This is a genomic window from Flavobacterium sp. ZB4R12 (assembly GCF_048276375.1).
In the GTDB taxonomy this organism is placed as follows: domain Bacteria; phylum Bacteroidota; class Bacteroidia; order Flavobacteriales; family Flavobacteriaceae; genus Flavobacterium; species Flavobacterium gawalongense.
The window spans coordinates 221207-243371 of the sequence record NZ_JBLNKS010000002.1 but is presented as its reverse complement, the minus strand read 5'-3'; the positions used below and the strand labels follow the sequence as shown (position 1 = coordinate 243371).

The window sequence follows — 22165 nt, the reverse complement described above, 5'->3', positions numbered from 1 at the left end:
CTTGATACTGTATGTCCATTTGTTCTTTGAAAATCCATATTTCAAATGTACATTTTTAGAAGCTAAAAGCGAAATGCACTAAAGTGCATAGTTTTAACTACTTTTGGGACCAATAAAAATGTTGCTGACTGGCAATTGAGCGAAGTAACCCCTAAACCAACAGTGGTAAATATTAAAAACTCCTTCTTGTTATTTAAACGAAGAAGGAGTTTTTAAGTTTTTATTTTAATAACAGTCGCTTGATTCTAACGATTAACTCATTAGGACTAAACGGTTTTGTTATAAAATCATCCGCACCTAATTCAAAAGCTTTTAATACGTTTTTTTCTAAGCCTACTGCTGATAATATAATTATTGGAATATTGAGTTTCAACTCCACTTTTACTTTGTGAACGATATCTAATCCGGAAGCAAAAGGCATTTCGATATCTGAAAGTATAAGATCCGGATTCTCTGAAACTATTTTATCTAATGCAACACTACCGTCCGGACATGAAATAACTTCATACCCCTCACGGATCAGCTTAAACCCCATCGTTTTTAGCATCATCTCATCATCTTCGGCTATTAGTATTTTCATTTATTATAATTGTTACTATTTATAATAGCATTTACGTTTTTTAGTCTGATTTGGTTTTGCGGATATGCTATATTTTAGAAAAACCATGGATTATTTCCAATTCATTGAAAACAAGCTGACAGATTTCATAAAACTTCTCAACTTCTGCTTTTCGCTTTTGTCCCAAAGGATTTATTTCAATTTCGCTTTCAATATTTTCAATACATTTGGATGCTTTTGTTATGCCTAACAAACTGATGGAAGATTTTAATTTATGTACTTCCGCTTTTAAAACTTTTATATTATCAATCCCGTTTGCCTCGAGTATAGTTTCTAAAGCTACAGGAGTATTATGCAAAAATAAGGATACCATTTTTTCGATAAAAGTGTCATCTTCGTCAGCAAATTCATTTAAATATTTAAAATTGATTAATTTTTCGGTTATTACTTCTTCATCTTCTGATAAATCAAAAGATTTAATTCTATCTCCATTCATTAAATTATGGTGTAATTTTTCAAGCAATACATTAAAATCAAAAGGTTTAGACAGATAATCATTCATGCCACTTTCTAAACTTCTTTTTTCTTCAACTAATGTAGCATGCGCAGTTAATGCTATTATTGGGATATTCGATTTATATCCCATATTGGTTCGTATGTATTTTGTAACTTCATTTCCATCCATTTCCGGCATTTGAATATCCATCAGAATAATATCGTAATCATTCTTCTCTATTTTTTCGATGGCAATTTTTCCATTATCGGCTATATCAATTTCTTTTTCCCATTTTGCAAATACTTTGATTGCTAAAAGTTGGTTCAGCTCATTGTCTTCAACCAAAAGAATTTTTATGTCTTTTAAGAAATTAGATGATAATTCTTCTTTTTTAACTTTTATAGGTTCTACAATTCCTTTTTGAGCCTTTTTATATTGTATTAAAAAGGAGAATTCACTCCCTTTTGAAACTTCACTTTCTACTGTTATTATTCCGCCTTGCAATTCAATGAGTTTACGGGTAATCGTGAGTCCTAAACCCGTACCTCCAAATTTTCTCGTCGTTTCATTTGATGCCTGATTAAAACTTTCAAAAATGGAATCAATCTTATTTTCAGGAATACCAATGCCTGTATCTATAATAGTAAATCGGATAAAAGTATCAAATTCAGATTCTTTCTCTTGGGTAACGATTAACTCAACATACCCTTTCTCCGTAAATTTTAAAGCATTTCCAACCAGATTAATCAATATTTGTGATAATCGTGTTGGGTCTCCAATTAAAAAATCATTTATTTGAGAATCTATTTCACACAATAATTTTATTTTTTTCTCTTTTGAAATCGGAGAAAGCAATTCAATTACTGAATTTATATTTTTTGACAAGGAGAAATTTACATCTTCAAATGTCATTTTATCGGCATCTATTTTAGAAAAATCTAAGATGTCATTAATAATAACCAATAAGTTTTTACTGGCTCTTTTTATGGCTTCCACACTTTGCTTCTGATTGCTGTCTAAATTTGTGCCTTCCAGAATTCGTGCAAACCCTATTATTCCATTCATTGGAGTACGAATTTCATGACTCATGTTAGTCAGAAACTGTTCTTTTACCCTAACAGATTGCTCTGCTATATCTTTAGCATTTATTAATTCCTTTTCAATGCGTTTTTGCTCACTAATATCCTGAATGGTGCCCAAAATCTTGAATGGTACATTATGTTCATCATTCAAACATTTTATAAACTCATTAATGTACTTAATCGTTCCATTTTTACACAATAAACTATGGCTAAACTGTACTTCTGAATTACTATTTTTGACATAATTAAGGTTGTTTTCAAAAAGTTCAATATCGTCAGAATTAATTAAACATGATTTAATGAGCGCTGTGGAAGGAATACTATTTTTGTCAATTTCAAAAATATTGAAAACTTCTTCCGAGAAAAAAACTCCCCCATCATTTAGATTTATTTCCCAACTCCCAATCTTGGCCAATTTTTGAGCTTCATAAAGCCTGTTGGCATTAATATTTAAAGCTAATTCTGTTTTTTTACGCAGTTCAAGACTATCATGAAGTTTAATTGCATTTCTGATACTTTGCGAAATGCCATCAGGAGTTAGTAATGTTTTTGGAATATAATCAGAAGCTCCGCCTAGAATAGCCTGACTGGCAATTTTTTCATCTCCTTGTGAAGTGACAAAAATAACCGGAGTTTCTACCCCTAAATCCCGTAGTTTTTTTAAAAAGGAAATTCCATCACTATCGGGCATCACGTAGTCTAAAAAGATCAAGTCATAATGAAATGATTTAATCTTTTCAATGCCTTCTTTGGCTGAAAAAGCACTTTCAACATCCGCAATAATTCCTGAGTGAGATATCGAACGAATTATGGTAATCGAATCAACTCTATCATCATCAATTATCAGTATTTTTAGAGCAACAGCCATATTATTTTATTTTTTTTCACTTGAAAATTCAATGATATTCCAATAGTCATTAAGTATTGAAAAAAAATCTGTCATTTTTTTGCTATCGTCTGGTTTATGCATATATCCGGCTATGTTTAGATTCAAAGCAGCTGCTTTATTTCTTTCATTATCAGTTCTTGTGATAACAAACACTAAAATTGATTTTAAATCCGGATGAATTCGTATCTTATTTAATAAATTTATTCCGTTTACACTTTCCTCATTAATATCGATCAATACGATTTTAGGGATTGGTGATATTTTATTATCTCCCTGTAACATTAACCAAGCTTCCGTATCGTTTTGAGCCACATGCAAAGTGAATTTAACATCAATTTCGTTAAATGCTTTTTTTACATTTTCGAAATCAGCTTTACAACTGTCTACTAATAAGATATTTGAATTCCTCATAACGTAAATTTAAGAAAAAAACTTACATTTCACACAATTGCCAGAAATTATTAAGTGTAGAAACTGAAACAACAAATTTTTCAAAAGACAATGGTTTTAAAATATATCCGGCTACGTTCAAATTATAGGCTTTAATTTTGTCACTATCTTCATTTGAAGTAGTCATGACAAACACAGATATGTTTTTAAGCCTTTCATTCTCCCTTAAAACTTTCAAGAATTCTATTCCATTCATCTTTGGCATGTTAATATCCAAAATAATAATTTTTGGTAAAGGAATAATCTTATCATCAAGCATTTCCAATGCTTCAACTCCATTTCCTGCTACATAAAGCGGGTTTTTAATGTTATTTTTAGAGAATGCTCTTTTAACATTCATTACATCAACCTCATCGTCTTCAACCAATAAAATGTTTACCAATCTTTGTGTCATAATTTTAATTTTTTATTCTTATTGCTTTGGCCAATTAAATGTAAAAATTGAACCGCTATTTACTGCTGGAGTATATTGAAATGCTCCTCCTACCATTTTAATTATTTTACTGCTAATTGCTAATCCTGCACCGGTTGAATCTACAACATCTTTCGAATTTACCGTATAGAAAATGGAAAAAATTTTATCTTTTACTCCTTCTGGTATTCCTGGGCCATCATCAGTTATTTTTATTTCATAATCAGTTTCATTTTCGTTTACTTCAACAAATACATTCTTTTTTTCTTTATCATGAAATCGAACTGCATTATCCAGTAAACTGAACAGTACTTTTTGCAATTTCTTACCCAAAGTAACAATGTTTTCCTTTTTCAGATGATACGTAAAATGAAATTCAGCATTTGACTTATTATCTAACATTTCAATGCAATCATTAACTAATTTTGGAATATTTACTTCATATAATTCCATCTCACTCCTGCTAACACGTGAAAGTTCAAGCAATGCATTCATCATGTTTTCAAGACGTTCCACTCTGATTTTTAACAATCTAAAATTATCTAAAACCTCTTTGTCTGCATTACCCCCTAAATCATCTTCAATCCAGGTTGTAATGTTTGAAATGGCTCTCATTGGTGTTTTTATATCGTGTGATACAATGTAAACAAACTCTTCAAATTCTTTTTTAAGGACAACTAACTCCTCCTGACATTTTTTTTCTGACTCGGTCATATTCATTTATTTAGGAAGGGTAAAAACAAAACTTGTTCCATTATCATTTTCAGATTCTATGGAAATACTGCCTCCTTTTTCTTCAATTATCTTTTTAACAATAGACAAACCTATACCCGTACTTTCTTTTTTATCTCGTGCTTCAATGGTTTGAAAAACTTCAAATACTTTTTTATGGTATTCCTCAGCGATACCGGAACCATTATCTTTTACGGTAAACTGATGAAAATCAGGTAATGATTCATATAAACATTCTATTTTTCCAATGGGTTTATCATTATACTTCACTGAATTGCTTATAAGGTTGCTAAAAACCTGTTGTAAAAGTATTTTTTCAGTTTCAATAATAGGCATATTATCAGCAATTGAAATTTCAAATCCTTCAATGGGAACAACAAAATCAATAATCTGATTCAACATCTTTTTTAAATCAGTTGTTTCTTTTTCAATTTCTGTTCGTCCTATACGGGAATATTCCAAAACGCCATTAATCAGGTTTTCCATCCGCTGTATGCGGCCACGCAATAATTCAAAATTAGCGCTAACGGCATCCGGCATTTCAGGCATGTCTTCAACAATCCATTCCGAAAGATTATTTATGGCTCTTAGTGGTGCTTTAAGATCATGTGAAACGATGTAAGCATACTGATCCAGCTCCTTGTTCTTCTTTTCGAGATTAGCTAATGCATTATTTAAATTTTCCTGTGCTAATTTTTGTTTTGTAATATTTGAACTAATGGCTACATATTGATATGGTTTTCCTTTTTCATTTAAAAAAGGGACTATTGTGGCGCTTTCCCAATAATAAGAGCCGTCTTTTGCTTTATTCATTACTTCTCCTTTCCAAATATTTCCATTAGCAATGGTCACAAATACATCTCTTCTAAATTCTATTGAATTATAGCCCGTACTAATAATTTGTTGATCTTGCCCTATTAGTTCTTCTTTAGAGTATTTAGAAACCGCACAAAAATTTTCATTAACATAAGAAAAAATGCCTTTTTGATCCGTAATAGCTACGATTGCTGATTCGTCCAATGCCGATTTAATATCGTTTATTTCTTTCGCTTTTTCTTGTATTTTTTGTTCAGCTAATGTTTTGTCAGTAATATCCTGAATGGTTCCTTGAATCCCAACAACCTCTCCTTTTCCATTTTTATGAGGTTTCCCTATACCTACAACATATTTTGAACTTCCGTCAGGAAATAGAATCCTATGATTATAATGTAAATCAGCACCAGTTGTTAGTGTGTTTTCAATTGCTTTGTCAAGATTCGATAAATCATCGGGATGAATTTTGCTTCGGTATGCCTTAAAAAGTTGATCGGAAGGCAATTCCTCTAAATCAAAAATCTGATAATGACCCTTAGACCAAATAAGGTCATTTGTAATTAAATCAAATTTCCAACTCCCTATTTTAGCTATACTTTGTGATTCGTCTAATAATTTATTGCTGTTAATCAAATTTAGCTCCGCTTCTTTTTCCTTTGTTATGTCTCTGCCTATACAATATAAATTTCCTGTATCAGGATCTGGCGAGGCATTCCAACTCAATAAAATATATTCGCCGTTTTTACATCGGTAACGGTTTTCAAAACTGATAGTCTTATGTCCATTTGATAATTTTTCAACTTCTTTAAATGTTTTTTCTAAATCATCCGGATGAATGAAATCTATAAATGGCTTACCTTCTAATTCCTCTTTAGAATACCCCAATACATCTGTAAAAGCCGGATTAACTTTATAAAAGAAACCGTCAATATTGGCAATACAAACCAAATCCTTTGAAAGTTCAATGAAATTCTGCAATTCTTTCTGAGAATTAAGAAAATCCGCATTTTTTTTTCGGGAATCCAATAATAAAACGACTTGATTGGCAAGCAATTTTAAAGCATTTTTCTGTTCAATGCTTAATATTCTGGATTCCGTGTCTATTACACATAGTGAACCTAAATTAAAACCATTTGCATCCTTAAGTGGCGCTCCTGCATAAAATCGAATATTAGGATTTCCTGTCACTAAAGGATTTTTAGCAAACAACTCATTTTCCAGAGCATTATTGACTTCATAAACGTCTTCACCCATAATGGCATATTGGCAAAAAGACAAGTCTCTTGTAGTTTCAGCAACACCTAACCCAACACTTGATTTAGACCACTGTCTTCGTTCGTCTATTAAACTTACCAAGGCTATAGGAGTTCCACAAATATAAGAGGCCAGTTGAGAAATCGAATCATATTCTTTTTCCGGTAAAGAATCCATAATTAAATACTCTTCCAGCGCTTTGAGTCTTTCTATTTCATTTTCCGGTTTTGGATTTATTTTCATCTTTGGGGCTTTTCTTTAAATAGAATTAGACTCCAGAAGCTGTAATTTATAGCTTTCAAATAAATATTTATTCGAAATTTTTATAGCTGTACTTACTATATTTATAATAAACTTACAAATCTGGTATCCTTACAAAAATAAAATTATTTTTGAATTATAAATCTTTTTCCAAACTTAATATCCCAAAGAATTACATTTATTTTTCTTACCCATTATTTACACACCTCTCATTCAAACAATACCGAAAAACATTTCGAATTTAATCCCAAAAAAAACAGTATTCTCCGCTGAATTTCCATCTGTATCATTTTTAATAAAATAAAATACAAACTACTGTTTTTTAATCACTTAAATAAGAATAAAAATAAAAAAAAACATTTTTTTTGTACCAATAAAAAAATTATTTGTTTAAATTTACAGTATTGGTTTCAATAAGCAGGAACACCTACTACCCTCTTTTTTAAACCAAAAGAAATGATATGTAAATTTCAAACCTACTTCTGAATTACAAAAACCTACTATCCGATTAACTAAAACATTCTGCCTCAAATATTTTTCTATTGTTACTATTCTAATAGACTAATAATGGTCTGTTTCTATTAAAAAAAATACGAAATGGCAAAGTACAAACACATCCTTTTTTTCGACCAAATTGGCATTGAAGCCATTGGTAAAGTTGGCGGTAAAAATGCCTCTCTTGGCGAAATGTACAATCAACTCAATCCAATTGGCATTAGCATTCCCAACGGATTTGCAATTACTGCAGAGGCATACCGCATTTTCCGTAAAACAAATAATCTGGAGAAACCTCTGAAAGATTTATTATTTTCATTGGATACAAAAAAGTATTCCAATCTTTCTTCCATTGGAGAAAAAGCAAGAAACCTTATTTTATCAGCAACCATTCCTGATGAAATTCGTGATGAAATACATCTTGCTTACCAATCGCTTAGTGAACAATGTGGAATAAATAATCTTGATGTGGCGGTACGTAGCAGCGCTACTTCGGAGGATTTACCAACCGCGAGTTTTGCAGGACAGATGCAATCTTTTTTAAATATCAGTGGTGCAGCTCAATTGCTGGATGCCGTACACCGCTGTTTTGTGTCCTTATTTACGGATCGTGCCATCAAATACCGTCATGATATGGGCTTCGCCAAATTAGACATTGCTATTTCTGTTGGCGTACAGCAAATGGTTCGAAGTGATAAAGCTGCTGCTGGCGTGGCGTTTACTATTGATCCGGACAGCGGTTTCGAAAATACCATCATCATCAATAGTTGTTGGGGATTGGGCGAAAATATTGTTCAGGGTACCGTTACACCGGATGAATGGATGGTCTTTAAACCTACTTTAGAAAATCCAGAATTGAATCCCATTCTAAAAAGACAGTGTGGAAGAAAAGAATTTACGATGATTTACTCCGAAAAATCAGGAAGTGAATCCTCCGAAAACACAATTGTTAATACTGACACTTCTTTAGAAAAACAAAACCAGTTTTCGCTAAACGATAAAGAAGTGGTTCAACTTTCACAATGGTGTTATAAAATTGAAAAACATTATAAAAAAGCAATGGATATTGAATGGGCTAAAGACGGTTTGAATAACCAACTTTATATCGTTCAGGCACGCCCGGAAACTGTTCATGGAAAAGCAAATAAACAAGTTCGGGAAATCTATAAACTCAAAGAGAAAGGCATACTTTTAACCCAAGGAATTGCTCTTGGTGATAAGATTGCATCGGGAAAAGCCCGTATTCTTAACAGTCCACAAGAAGGTCATTTATTGCAAACAGGGGAAATCATAGTGACTGATTTAACCAATCCCGATTGGGATCCTATTATGAAAAGAGCTTCAGCAATTATTACCAATAAAGGCGGACGCACCAGCCATGCCGCCATTGTAGCTCGGGAATTAGGAACCGTTGCCGTGGTGGGCTGCGGAAACGCAACTTCAACGATAAAAAATGGTCAGGAAATTACGGTATCCTGCGCCGAAGGTACAGCAGGAAATATTTATGATGGACAATTAAAATGGGAAATAACGGAACAGGATTTCAGCAAACTTGAAATGCCAAAAACGGACCCGATGCTTATTCTTGCCGATCCCGAAAGAGCGTTTGAATTAAGCCATTATCCCAATCAGGGTGTGGGTTTAATGCGAATGGAATTTGCCATATCGAATACCATCAAAATTCATCCGCTGGCGTTGTGTGAACCTGAAAAAATAACCGATGAGAACATTGTTGCCGAAATCGCCGCGTTAACCAAAGGCTATGAAGATCCTAAAATTTATTTCGTTGATAAACTAGCCGAAGCAGTATCCATCGTAGCTGCCGCTTTCTATCCTAAAGATGTGATTGTGCGAATGAGTGATTTTAAAAGTAATGAATATGCCAACCTGATTGGTGGAAAATATTATGAACCTGATGAGGAAAATCCCATGATTGGCTTTCGTGGTGCTTCCCGTTATTACAGCGATTTTTATCGAAAAGGTTTTGCTTTAGAATGTGAAGCCATGAAAAAAGTACGGAACGAAATGGGACTCCATAATGTAAAACTGATGATTCCTTTTTGCAGAACATTCGAAGAAGGAGAAAATGTCCTTAATGAAATGGCTAAAAACGGATTAGTACAAGGCGTCAACGGACTGGAAGTATATGTGATGATTGAAATCCCAAGCAATGTATTAATGGCCGATGAATATGCAAAACTCTTTGACGGTTTCTCTATTGGTTCCAATGATTTAACACAACTTACATTGGGTTTAGATCGCGACTCCGCATTAGTAAGTTATTTGTTTGATGAAGAAAATCCAGCTATAAAATATTTAATTAAGGAAACGATTCGGGTGGCGAAACGTTTTGAGATAAAAGTGGGATTGTGCGGACAAGCACCAAGCGACATCCCAGAATTTGCTAAATTTTTAGTGAATGAAGGCATCGATAGCATCTCGTTTAATCCAGATGCATTGATAAAGGGAATTGAAAATATTTTGGAAGCGGAAAAGAAAACAAAAAGAAAAATTCTAATGTAAAAAATAATCATGGAAACAACATTCAAAAATGTGCTCCGATGAAGCCTCTTTTGTAACCGGTCATGCCATGGCAGTAGATGGCGGCTTTGTGGCACAATAATTTTTCTGAATTGAAATTCTCACTAAAAACCTTATATAATGTATACTTACGAAGTAAATCTGAAATGGAAAGGCAAAAGAAAAGGACTTTTAAGCTCTCCAGTTTTGCCACAAAATATTGAAGTGGCCACACCTCCTGAATTCCCTAAAGGAATGGAAGAAATTTGGTCGCCTGAACATCTGTTTGTTGCATCGATAAACAGCTGTCTGTTGACTACTTTTCTATCGATTGCCGAAAATTCAAAACTGCAATTTATAAGTTTTGATAGTAAATCCATTTGCAATGTTGATATGATTGATGGTAAATATACTATCACCGAAATTATTCTGCAACCAAAACTCGTAATCCCCTATTCCCAAAAACTAGAAAGGGCAAGACATATTTTGGAGATGAGTGAAAAGGCCTGTTTAATTTCCAGTGCCGTCAAAACAGCCATTCGATTAGAGCCGGAAATAATTATTGAGTATAATCTTGTTCCGGTTGGCAATTCATTCTAGCGTATTATTATCTAACAGTATTTTCAAAAAATAAAGAATTGTTTATGTTCTAATTAGTTTCATTTGAAAATAGGAAAAGTATGATTTTCATCAAAAATAAAATGGAACACCACCTTTTGGATTATGAAAAAGTGCAGGCTTCTTTTTCATGGAAAAACATCCTAAAACATTTTTAGATACGAAAAACTAATTTTTCATTAAAATCCATTTCAGTCATGACACTATCTAAAAAAATGAATTCGAAAAGTCAAATGATTTATTTGTTCATTATCCTTCTACTATTTCAAGGATGTCAGGCACAGGATAAGAAAAATGAAAAAGATATAGAAACTATTCAGAAAAATGCTGCTACCATTTCGGATAAAGTTTCTTATACGAGTAATGTAGATTTCAGATTAGCCGCCAAAATAGCCACACCTGGAGTAGTACACATCAAATGTTATTTCAAACCACAAATACAACAGTATCAAAATGAAGACAGTAATGAATTTCATAATTTGCCTGACCCTTTAAAAGAATTTTTTAAAGATGATTCTTTTTTCAAACAGTTTAAATTCCAACTTCCCCAATCCCCACAATATGATTCTGAGCCTTTGATTGGCAGCGGATCCGGAGTAATACTGACTCCTGATGGATACATAGTTACGAACAACCATCTGATAAAAAATGCAGCTGAAATTAATGTCACTCTATTTGACGGACGCTCCTATCCGGCCAAAGTTATTGGTAATGATCCACAAACGGATCTCGCACTTCTTAAAATTGATGAAAAGAAACTTTCCTTTATTATGTACGGTGATAGTGACAACATAGAAGTAGGAGAATGGGTAGTTGCCGTGGGGAATCCCTTTAATCTTGCCTCAACTGTTACAGCAGGAATTGTAAGTGCTAAAGCCCGAAATATAAACATCTTAAGTGATCAGGGCGCCATCGAATCATTCATACAAACTGATGCTGCGGTGAATCCCGGTAATAGCGGTGGTGCATTGGTAACATTAGAAGGAAAACTGATTGGAATCAATACTGCAATAGCAACACCTACCGGGGTTTATGCGGGTTATGCTTTTGCCATTCCTGTAGATATTGTAAAAAAAGTAGCCAATGACCTGATGAATTTTGGATCCGTTCAGAGAGGCATTTTAGGAATAAGTATCCGGGACTTAAACAGCACAATTGCAAAGGAAATACATATTGACCGTGCCAATGGAGTTTATGTTGACAGCGTAGCGGCAAAAGGAGCGGCAAAAGAAGCCGGTGTCATGGCAAAAGATGTAATAATCAGTATTGATAATATTGAAACAATGACTGCATCTAAATTACAGGAAGTTATTATGCGAAAACGTCCGGGAGAAAAAGTAAAAATTGTGCTGATCAGAAATGGTAAAGAAAAAAAAGAACTTACCGCGACACTCAAAAAACAGGAAGCAACCACTAAAATTATAAAAACTAAAAGTTTGGATTTACTTAAGGATTTGGGTGTTGAATTGGTTGAAATCACCAAGGAAGATCAGAAAAATTACAATGTTAGAAACGGACTAAAAGTCACAAAATTGTATGATGGGAAACTGAAAAGATACACTAACATACGCGAAGGATTTGTAATTACATCTGTCAACAATAGAGCCGTTTCTACGATTAAGTCCTTTATGGAAGCCGTTGAAGCACAACGAGGAGGCATAATGCTGGAAGGAAAATATGCCGGTGACCCTTCTTACTATTATTATGCATTTGGTATGTAAAATAAAACTAACTAAAAAAGACAACATTATGGAAAACATTACATTTTGCCAAAGTTGCGGGATGCCACTTAACACTGACGAAGTAAAAGGCATGGAACAAAACGGTGTAAAAAACAATGAATATTGTAAGTATTGTTATGAGAACAGTACTTTCAAAAACCCAAAAATGGGTTTGGAGGATATGAAAGAAACTGTAAAAAATAAAATGGAGAAAATGAAACTTCCCAATTATATGATACAAAAAGCTGTGAATGTTTTACCTGCTTTAAAACGTTGGAAAACCAAACAACAATAACATTTCAATCAATGGAAAACAGTAACGGCTGTTTATAAATGTCCTGGAGGCCGCAGCGGAAGTCATTGATTTACAGTGGGTACTCATCATAGAAGATGCATGGCGTTCGGTTAGTATTTCTTCGGAAATTAGTGCACTGATTATGGAAAAGGGATTTCATGACTTAGACGCTCCCGTACAACGATTGTGTGGCGTTGAAGTCCCAATTCCCTACCCTGCTCATCTGGAAGAGGCTGCGATTCCCCAGAAAAATGATATTGTTAATGCGGTTAAAAAATGATCCGCCATGATTAAATTTCTAATGCCCAGTTTGGGCGCTGATATGGAAGACGGCACATTGATCGAATGGAAAAAAAACCAGGCGATACAGTGAAACGCGGCGATATTATTGCCGAAGTGGAAACGCAAAAAGGACTGATAGAAATCGAAGTTTTTGACGAAGGAACTATCGGAGAATTGCTGATTAAAGAGGGAACCAAAGTTCCGGTAGGAACCGTCATGGCATTGATTAATCCTACTGGAGTTACTTTAGAAACAAAAGAAGAAAAAATTCCTGAGAAAGAATCAATACCATTACAACCAATAGAAGAAAAAATAATAGAACCAATCATCGTAAAAAAAGTCGTAGAAATGCATATCAAAATCTCTCCATTGGCGAAGAGAATTGCTGACGATAATCATATTGACCTTTCACAAATAAAAAGAACCGGACCTGATGGTGCCATTACCAAAGAAGATGTAGACAATGCGACAGCCGAGCAAGAAAAAATTGAAATATAAAAAACAATAAAAATACCTGTAGAAATAGAAAAACGAGGAACTTCTGCTGAAGCAATTCGTTCAGCTGTGGCGTGCTGCCATGAGGAAATCCAACAAGAAAATTCCACACTATTATCGGGAAAAAAGGATTGATATGACAAATGCATTGACATCGTTGCACCGAATGAAAAATTAGGAATAGAAATTCCGGAACAGGATTATGGAAAAATCACAACATTAAAAGCTTTAGTATCTTATATTTTGGGTAAAAAAGCAATCTCGGCGCAATAACAGCATTAATATGAGTACATTTATTCTGCATATTATCGATTATTTTTTTATTGTATTTCATACCGTTCTCATCTTGTTCAATGTATTGGGCTGGATTGTTCCGCGATGGCGATTTGCAAATTTGATTACTTTATCACTTACTGCATTTTCGTGGTTTATACTGGGAATTTGGTACGGCTTTGGTTATTGTCCGTTTACAGATTGGCATTGGAAAATACGCCAACTTTTGGGCTATACCGATGACAGCAATTCTTATATACATTTTCTAATTCTAAAAATAACGGGGATTAATTTTTCGGAAAGTTTTGTTGACGTCTCAACAGTAATTGTTTTTTTTACAGCCTTTTTTATCAGCGTTTATTTTGCCGTAAGGAAAAAAATGTTGAATCGAAAGTTAAAAAACGAATAGCTGTAAAAATCTAAAAATAGATTCCTTTTAACAAATTGTATTTTGTCGTAAACAAATCCAGAATTAGAATAAATAATTTTTATTTTCAAGCCCAAATTATTGCTATACATAAAATTTTTGGTTTAAATTGACGTAACTTTACATAAGTTCTTTCTTCATAAAAGAAATTACAATTTGTTGATTTTTAATTGTTTGAATGCCCCCATCTTTTTTACGAATGCGCTTTAGTTTATTGATATTAAAAAATTAAAAAAAATGAAAGTATTAGTATATAGTATATTGGGATTTGATAAACCTTTCCTGAAAAAAGCAGCCCATGGCAATCACGAATTGGTCTTTACGGGGCAGTCTTTGAATAAAAGTACTGTAATCTTTGCCAAAGGCTTTGATGCCGTTTCGCTTTTTACTTCTGATGATGCCTCTGAAGCAGTTTTAGAAAAACTATACAGCTATGGTGTTAAGTACATTGCCCTGCGTTCTGTAGCCCATGATCATGTTGATTTGGCAAGAGCAAAATCCTTAGCAATGAAAGTGGCAAATGTACCGAATTATTCCCCTCATGCCATTGCTGAACTTGCAGTAGCTTTAGTATTGGCATTAAACAGAAAACTGGTTTTAGGTCAGACGTTAATGCAAATAGGCGATTATCGTTTAGATCATTTAGTAGGTTTTGATCTGTATGGAAAAACAGTAGGTGTCGTAGGAACCGGGAAAATTGGTGCCGCTTTTGCAAGAATTATGCATGGCTTTGGATGTAATATTTTGGCATTTGATATTGAAGAAAACAAGGAACTAATGGATGAAATTCCTGTTACCTATGCTTCGCTGGAGGATGTATGCAAAAATTCTGATGTACTATCTGTCCATTATATGCCTAACAGAACAACGGACCATTTGTTTAACAAATCCCTTTTCTCGATAATGAAAAAAGGAGTCCTCTTTATTAATACGGCTCACGGAAGACTCGTAAATACAGAGGATTTATTAGAAGCTATAGAAAACAAAACCCTTGCCGCAGTTGGTTTAGACGTTTATGAAAAGGAAAAACCGATATTTTTTCAGGACCATACTGATGCTCCCATAAGTGACGCCTTATTTCTAAAACTCCGATCCTATCCTAATGTGCTGATTACCGGACATCAGGGATTTTTAACAAATGAAGCATTGGAGGGAATTGCCCATGCCACCATTGCTAATTTAAATGCTTGGGCCTACAATGGTATTTCTGAAAATGAAGTACACTGATTGAAGCTTTGTGTTCATTTCTAAACGAATACAATATATTGATTTTTATTATTTGCCTATTTTTTTTCTAATCATACTATGATTGATAGTATTAAAAATTCAAAAAATGAAAGGATCTTTTAAACTTGGAAAAGTAGCAGGTATTGGAATATTTATTCACTGGACCTTCTCCTTACTTATTCTGTTTATCATTTATATTAACTACAAATCAGGTCAGAATACGGAGCAAATAATATGGTCTGTCGCATTTATTTTATGTGTTTTCATTACTGTTTTACTACACGAACTCGGACATGCTTTAGCAGCAAAAAACTATAATATAACAACCAAAGACATCACGCTTTTACCCATTGGCGGTTTAGCCCGATTAGAACGAATACCTGAAAAGCCTTCGGAAGAATTAATAGTCGCTTTTGCAGGACCTTTAGTAAATATCACCCTGGCATTTATAACCGGAATTTTCATTACGATTCCAGATACTTCGGAGCAATTAATGGCTGAATTATCTCATGGTATTAATGCAAATAATTTCTTTCTCAATTTCTTTTTAGTCAATTTTTGGTTGGCCCTTTTTAATTTAATTCCTGCGTTTCCTATGGATGGCGGCAGAATTTTACGTGCGCTATTATCCTTTAAATTACAAAGGCATGTTGCCACAAGAATCTCGGCACGAATTGGTCAACTATTAGCAATGGCCTTTATTCTTTTTGGTTTTTTCACCTCCCCTTTTTTAATTTTTATAGGTATATTTGTTATTATAGGTGCTCAAGTTGAAGCCGATTATACCGAATCGAAATTCATGCTGAAGGGTTTTAAAGTCCAGGATGTTGTAATGAAAAATTACCCAACGATAGATGCGAATGAAAAAATAAAAACAGCGGTAGCATTAGTACTGGACAGCCAAAACAAGAATTTTTTGATCACGGAAGATACTGTTCCTGTTGGAACACTCAATCGGGATCAAATTATAACAGCACTGTCTGAAAAAGGAGCCAACGAATTCATTTATAATGTCATGGATCGAAATTTGGTTTATCTTGACAGTAGTTCCCTTTTGGAAAACATCTTTGAGCTCATACAACTCAATAAATCAAGATTAATGCTGGTTATGGAAAACAATGAACTTGTAGGCACTTTGGACATAGAAAATCTTATGGAATTCATTTTAATTAATGAGGTGAAAATAAATAATGCCCATGACGAAAAGAAAAAATAGCTGCGATACCCCTAAAAACCTGGAACTTGTTTATAGTGGCGAGGATTATTTTTCTCGATTAGAAGCTATTATCCGTAATTCTCAATTTGAACTCGATATTCAGATGTATATTTTTGAAAACGATTCAACAGGAAGAAGAATTATTACCGCATTAAAAGAAGCTGCTGCACGTAATGTTAAAATTTATATCCTTTTAGATGGATTAGGCTCTTTATCCTTCCCTTCAGAAACAATAAACGAACTGAAGCAATGTGGTATTAACATTCGTTTTTTTGCACCATTGTTTTCAGCATACACCTTTTATCTTGGCAGAAGATTACATCACAAAGTAGTTGTTGCTGATGCAAAAATTACATTAATTGGCGGAATAAATATAGCCGATAAATACCGTGGCACACCCACAGAAGCGCCTTGGTTTGACTATGCCGTTCAATTACATGGCGAAATCTCTGAACCACTTCAGGAACTTTGCAGAAATATTTATTTTAAGAAAAGACGATTGGGCAGCAAAAAAATCAAGTCAGTCTTTCATGTGCAAGAGGATGCATTAGTGCGCATCATTCAGAATGACTGGCTAAAAAGGAAAAATGAAATTTGTGATGGGTATATAAAGTCCATTCGTAATGCGAAAAAAGAAATAATTATAGTGGGAAGTTATTTTCTTCCCGGCATACGAATCATTCGGGCCTTGAAAAAAGCATCCAAAAACAAAGTAAAAATTAAATTAATTCTATCCGGAATATCAGATTTGCCAATGACAAGACGCGCTACTTGCTTTCTCTATGCCAAACTACTTAAATACAACATCGAATTATACGAATGGGACAAATCTATTTTACATGGAAAAGCAGCAGTAATAGATGGTTGTTGGACAACTATAGGCTCTTTTAACCTGAATAATTTAAGTTCTTATGGAAGTATGGAAATGAATGTTGAAATAAATTCTATCACATTTTCTAAAATGTATCAATCCCACCTCAACCAAATTATCGCACAATGCCAAAGAATAACTCCAGAATCTTTGAGAATTAAAACCAATTTATTCACAAAAATCGTCAACCTGCTTTCCTATTTATTTACCAGAATAATAGAAATAATCGTCACGTACACACCTTATAAACGATTCAATAATTGACACTATTCCATGGCGATAGCAGCTTTTATTCCAAAAATAGAAAAAGGTTATTCTATTTAGTGAAGGTAAATTTATTGGTGAAAAAAATTATGATTATCAGTACTGTTAATTAAATATTTTTTGTAACTTTAACTCTATCATTTAAACCAATAAAACATTATAAATAAGTGCTTTACAATTTTTAAAATACTAATTTAGAATTTAAAGAAATGGAACCTCATCGAATAAAAACTAAAAAAAAAGAGGACTGGATTCAAAAGGATTTCAAGAATAAAATCCCGAAATTAGACAGAAAAACACTATTTGTTCCCAGTCAGGATGAATTGTTTTTCTAGTTCATTTCTCAAAGAACTTTGTTAGCCCAGGTTAACGACGGAGCCGTGAGTCACTGTTCTGTAATTGAATGCTCTTTCAAGCACCAGGTTTAAAAGATTCTCCGCGGAGCTCCAAACTTTTAAACCGGTATTCTTAATCGGGGTTAGGGACAAAATAGTCCCTACTCCATTAACGATTTAAACCCTATGGATTTTGCCCAATACAAAGAAGCCTTTATCAAGGAAGCCCGTAAAATAGGATATTCCCTGCCCAATATTCAACGCTGTCTGGATTATGCTGAAGTTTTATTTTCACATGATGTCCCTGTAATTTACAATCCTACCCACTTATCAGCTCATGTAGGATATAAAAAAGAATACCTAAAAAAAGCGTCTATTTTCCCCAGATATTTTTATCGGGATTTTGAGATTACCAAAAAAAACGGCACCAAACGTCTTATTTCCGAGCCACTTCCCAGTTTGAAAGAAATCCAAATCTGGATTCTAAAAAACATTCTTTATAAAGCACCCATTAGCCCTTTTGCGAAAGCATACAGACCCAATGTAACGTTGCTGGAAAACCTGAGATTCCATAAAAACCAACCCAAAGTTTTCACGCTGGATTTGGAACATTTCTTTCCATCGATTACCATTGAGGCGGTTGAAAAAGAGTTTCATCAATTGGGGTATTCTAAGATGGTATCCAGATTGCTTTCCAAATTATGCACCCGTGACAAGACTTTGCCACAAGGCGCACCCACGAGTCCCTATCTTTCGAATTTAATTTTTAAAGATGCCGATGCTGCCATTGCTGCGTATTGCAAAGAGCAAAAAATAAGATACACCCGTTATGCAGATGACATGAGTTTTTCTGGCGATTTTGATGAGAATAAACTGCTTCTTAAAGTAACGGAAATCGTTGAAAAATTAAACCTTCGAATCAATAAAAACAAAACCAAACTCATGACGTCTAATACACGCCAAGCCGTTACAGGCATTGTGGTCAATGAGAAACCGCAAGTGGTTTTTCATAAACGTAATGAGTTAAGACAGGCCATGTATTACATTAAGAAATTTGGTTTTGAGGAACACCGCGAATATAGAGAGATTAACCAGAAGAATTATCTGGAACATTTGCTGGGAAAAATAAATTTTGTGTTACAAATAAACCCAAAAGACACGGAATTTATTGGGTACAAATCTATACTGATTGACCTAAAAAAGAAACACGATTTAAAAGCATTGGAAGACGAATTGTTGCCAATATAAAAAGAAACACTCCTATTTATACAGATTGAGTGTTGAAAACTCTTTTTTGTGCCCAATGGCACATTTTAACCCTTGATTCGCATTAATTATAAAAACAACTAAGAAGCTCCATTTTGGGGCTTTTTACATCCCATAACTACCTGAAATAAAATACTTTATTTCATTTCAGCATTAAATAATTGATTAAATTTGATAAACAAAAATCTGAAATTTTTAATCATTTATATTTAGGACCTGGCCTATTTTGAACATCAGAAAACGATTGACTAAAGTCCGATTTCAAGTTCTGAACGTCTTTATAACAAATCAAATAATTAAAAAAGTAATAAGCCATGAAAAAAATAACGACAATTATCGCATCACTATTTTTCTCTACTTTTCTATTTGCACAAACAGCATGGAAAGCAGACCCAATGCATTCTAAATTATCTTTTAGCACTGTGCATCATGGTATATCGGATATTGCAGGATTATTCAAAACCTTTGAGATAACTGCCACAACCAACAAAACCGATTTTAGTGACGCTAGCTTTGAACTTTCAACAGAACTGGCATCAATCGATACCGAAGTAGAAATGCGAGATAATCATTTACGAAGTGCTGAATTCTTTGAAGTGGAAAAATATCCAAAAATGACTTTCAAAAGCACATCAATAGAAAAAATTGAAAAAGACAAATACAAACTAATGGGCAACCTCACACTTCATGGAATAACAAAGCCGGTAACTATCAATATGTGGTACAGAGGAACTATAGAAAATCCACAATCAAAAGCAATCACAGCCGGTTTTCAGTTTAGCGGAATTCTAAAACGTTCTGATTTTGACATCGGTCCAAAATTTCCTCCGGCAATGATTAGTGATGAAGTGAAAATTAAAGTAAATAGTGAATTTATAAAACAATAATCTTTTATCATTGATTATAGAAACCCTGTCATTGATACAGGCTAAAATGATTATAGGAAACAAGTTTTTTATCTTTATTAGTCCTAAAAAAGGCAATCTTTTTTAGGACTAATCATTTATATACCAATGAAATAATCTAATTTATTCCGTTTTAACAACGAAAAATTGATTAAATTTGATAGTTGGAATGCTCCATTAGACAGGATGAATTTTGGTGCCTCATACTGTCATAAAAATATAAAACTAATCATAGTAACAGTAATTATAAAAACAATCCAGGATGGCATTTATAGACTATTACAAGATTCTTGAGGTGGACAAAAAAGCAACCGAAGCCGATATTAAAAAGGCGTATCGAAAACTCGCCAGAAAATACCATCCCGACTTAAATCCCAACGACAAGGAAGCCGAAAGAAAATTCAAGGAAATCAATGAGGCCAATGAAGTATTGAGCCATGCCGAGAATCGTAAAAAATACGATGAATACGGTGAAAACTGGCAACATGCCGAAGAATTTGAGAAATCAAAACAACAACGACAATACCATAGAGGCGGTCAGCAGGATGGTTTTGGCGGATTTGGCGGTGGCGGCGGTGGAGATTTTTCTGATTTTTTTGAATCGATGTTTGGTGGTCGTTCATCAGGAGGCGGAGGTCGTCGTAATGCGCAGTTTAAAGGACAGGATTTTAATGCTGAACTGCATCTTGATCTAAAAGACGTATACACGACCCACAAACGAACCTTAACCATCAATGGCAAAAACATACGAATCACTATTCCTGCCGGAGTGGAGAATGGTCAGCAAATAAAAATCAGCGGTTTGGGTGGTGAAGGTTCCGGCGGTGGACCTAAAGGGGATTTGTACATCACTTTCACCGTTGAAAACCATACGAATTTTAAACTGGACAAACATAATCTATACTACACTGTTGATTTAGATTTATATACCGCCGTATTGGGTGGTGATATCACCGCCGACACTTTTGACGGAAAGGTAAAACTGAGCGTAAAACCCGGAACTCAAAACGGAACAAAAGTAAAACTGAAAGGAAAAGGATTTCCTATTTATAAAAAGGAAGGGGAATCTGGTGATTTATATATTACCTATCAAGTACAAATACCCACAAATCTTACCGAAAAAGAAAAAGAATTATTTACGGAACTTGCTAAGTTAAGAATGTCATGAACATAGAAAACCTCATCCCTATACCTGCATTATGCACCCATTATAAAGTGGAAATATCTTTCTTTAACAATCTCAGCGAAATGGGTCTGATCGAAATAAAAACGATTAAAGAAATGCAATATATTGATACTGATATTTATGAAATAGAAAAAATGATACGAATACATCAAGAATTAGCCGTTAACATCGAAGGAATTGATGTGGTATTTAATCTGTTGCAAAAAATAGATGATTTACAAAATGAATTGATTTCTGTTAAAAACAGATTGCGTTTGTACGAAAGTTGAATGGTACTTAAAATTGTATTAATCCTTAAAAAAAAAAATCTTAAAATCTAAAAAGTAATACTTTTTAGTAACCAATAGCATCACACGTTCTATCCCCAAGTCACTTCTAAATCAAGTCCTCATCATTAGAATAAGCATCAGGTGCCTGCTAATTCAGGATATTTTTCTTTACGATAAAAAGAGGGAACGATCATTAAGAAGAAAGAAAGCAATCCTATCCCCCTGACCTTAAACAAGTAGTTATTAGCAATTCTATGAATGCTATTATTTTGGTGGTAACTGCAATGCTTCTATCCTATTTTAGCGAACATTTTGCTCATGCAAGCAGTTTAGGACAAAGTTTTTTTCGGTATCCGTATCATATAAAATAAAAACTAAAACGATGAACTGGCATTTACTCCCTCTTTCGGAAATAGCCCATTTGCTGAGTACAAATCCATCCGGCATTGATGCTGTAAGGGCTTCCCAGCGCTTGCATGAACACGGGAAAAATCAAATTGAGGATAAAAAAAGAAGACTATTTTGCAGATGTTACTACATCAGCTATTAGAC

At 33.8% G+C, this 22165-nt stretch carries 21 protein-coding genes; 15 read left to right on the top strand and 6 right to left on the bottom strand.

Annotated elements, in window-relative coordinates; all coding sequences use genetic code 11:
* Positions 1-220 precede the first annotated feature (220 nt).
* From ACNO7W_RS02520 to ACNO7W_RS02495, 6 genes are all read right to left on the bottom strand, one after another.
* A complete protein-coding gene (locus ACNO7W_RS02520) occupies positions 221-580 on the bottom strand; it encodes a response regulator transcription factor (RefSeq protein WP_417936895.1) in 360 nt (119 codons plus the stop codon).
* Positions 581-647: 67 nt separating this feature from the next.
* A complete protein-coding gene (locus tag ACNO7W_RS02515) occupies positions 648-3005 on the bottom strand; it encodes a response regulator (protein ID WP_417936894.1) in 2358 nt (785 codons plus the stop codon).
* 6 nt (positions 3006-3011) lie between these two features.
* On the bottom strand, positions 3012-3437 hold the full coding sequence (locus ACNO7W_RS02510; protein ID WP_143386496.1) for a response regulator: 426 nt from the start codon (positions 3435-3437) through the stop codon (positions 3012-3014).
* Positions 3438-3459: 22 nt separating this feature from the next.
* Positions 3460-3870 carry a response regulator gene (locus ACNO7W_RS02505; protein WP_143386495.1) on the bottom strand — a complete coding sequence of 137 codons (411 nt, stop codon included), beginning with the start codon at positions 3868-3870 and terminating at the stop codon, positions 3460-3462.
* Positions 3871-3888: 18 nt separating this feature from the next.
* Positions 3889-4602: a sensor histidine kinase gene (locus ACNO7W_RS02500; RefSeq protein WP_417936893.1), complete on the bottom strand. Its 714-nt coding sequence runs from the start codon at positions 4600-4602 to the stop codon at positions 3889-3891.
* 6 nt (positions 4603-4608) lie between these two features.
* Positions 4609-6930, bottom strand: coding sequence for a PAS domain S-box protein (locus ACNO7W_RS02495; protein WP_417936892.1), 2322 nt, complete (start codon positions 6928-6930; stop codon positions 4609-4611).
* A gap of 615 nt (positions 6931-7545) precedes the next feature.
* Here ACNO7W_RS02495 and ppsA point away from each other — a divergent pair.
* From ppsA to ACNO7W_RS02420, 15 genes are all read left to right on the top strand, one after another.
* Positions 7546-9966 carry a phosphoenolpyruvate synthase gene (gene ppsA / locus ACNO7W_RS02490; protein ID WP_417936891.1) on the top strand — a complete coding sequence of 807 codons (2421 nt, stop codon included), beginning with the start codon at positions 7546-7548 and terminating at the stop codon, positions 9964-9966.
* 138 nt (positions 9967-10104) lie between these two features.
* Entirely contained in the window at positions 10105-10563 is a 459-nt protein-coding gene (locus ACNO7W_RS02485; protein ID WP_143386490.1) for an OsmC family protein, read from the top strand.
* Between the two features lie 233 nt (positions 10564-10796).
* The gene (locus ACNO7W_RS02480) at positions 10797-12302 is read left to right on the top strand and encodes a trypsin-like peptidase domain-containing protein (RefSeq protein ID WP_417936890.1); all 1506 of its coding nucleotides are present in this window, start codon (positions 10797-10799) and stop codon (positions 12300-12302) included.
* A gap of 28 nt (positions 12303-12330) precedes the next feature.
* A complete protein-coding gene (locus ACNO7W_RS02475) occupies positions 12331-12597 on the top strand; it encodes a zinc ribbon domain-containing protein (RefSeq protein WP_417936889.1) in 267 nt (88 codons plus the stop codon).
* A gap of 28 nt (positions 12598-12625) precedes the next feature.
* Entirely contained in the window at positions 12626-12877 is a 252-nt protein-coding gene (locus tag ACNO7W_RS02470) for a transketolase C-terminal domain-containing protein (protein ID WP_417936901.1), read from the top strand.
* Between the two features lie 65 nt (positions 12878-12942).
* Positions 12943-13377, top strand: coding sequence for an E3 binding domain-containing protein (locus tag ACNO7W_RS02465; protein ID WP_417936888.1), 435 nt, complete (start codon positions 12943-12945; stop codon positions 13375-13377).
* 280 nt (positions 13378-13657) lie between these two features.
* Positions 13658-14056 carry a DUF2784 domain-containing protein gene (locus tag ACNO7W_RS02460; RefSeq protein WP_143386487.1) on the top strand — a complete coding sequence of 133 codons (399 nt, stop codon included), beginning with the start codon at positions 13658-13660 and terminating at the stop codon, positions 14054-14056.
* Positions 14057-14311: 255 nt separating this feature from the next.
* The gene (locus tag ACNO7W_RS02455; protein WP_143386486.1) at positions 14312-15301 is read left to right on the top strand and encodes a 2-hydroxyacid dehydrogenase; all 990 of its coding nucleotides are present in this window, start codon (positions 14312-14314) and stop codon (positions 15299-15301) included.
* Between the two features lie 106 nt (positions 15302-15407).
* A complete protein-coding gene (locus ACNO7W_RS02450) occupies positions 15408-16517 on the top strand; it encodes a site-2 protease family protein (RefSeq protein ID WP_417936887.1) in 1110 nt (369 codons plus the stop codon).
* Positions 16498-17652 (top strand): phospholipase D-like domain-containing protein, encoded by a 1155-nt coding sequence (locus tag ACNO7W_RS02445; protein WP_417936886.1) that lies wholly within the window; start codon positions 16498-16500, stop codon positions 17650-17652. Before ACNO7W_RS02450 ends, ACNO7W_RS02445 begins: the two co-directional genes overlap by 20 nt.
* 521 nt (positions 17653-18173) lie before the next feature.
* Positions 18174-19235, top strand: a complete 1062-nt coding sequence (locus ACNO7W_RS02440) for a reverse transcriptase domain-containing protein (RefSeq protein WP_143386483.1) — start codon at positions 18174-18176, stop codon at positions 19233-19235.
* Between the two features lie 332 nt (positions 19236-19567).
* Positions 19568-20140, top strand: coding sequence for a YceI family protein (locus ACNO7W_RS02435; protein ID WP_143386482.1), 573 nt, complete (start codon positions 19568-19570; stop codon positions 20138-20140).
* Positions 20141-20420: 280 nt separating this feature from the next.
* Positions 20421-21326, top strand: coding sequence for a DnaJ C-terminal domain-containing protein (locus ACNO7W_RS02430; RefSeq protein WP_143386481.1), 906 nt, complete (start codon positions 20421-20423; stop codon positions 21324-21326).
* Entirely contained in the window at positions 21323-21613 is a 291-nt protein-coding gene (locus ACNO7W_RS02425; RefSeq protein WP_417936885.1) for a chaperone modulator CbpM, read from the top strand. Before ACNO7W_RS02430 ends, ACNO7W_RS02425 begins: the two co-directional genes overlap by 4 nt.
* Before the next feature lie 382 nt (positions 21614-21995).
* Positions 21996-22163, top strand: a complete 168-nt coding sequence (locus ACNO7W_RS02420; RefSeq protein ID WP_417936884.1) for a cation-transporting P-type ATPase — start codon at positions 21996-21998, stop codon at positions 22161-22163.
* Positions 22164-22165: the final 2 nt, after the last annotated feature.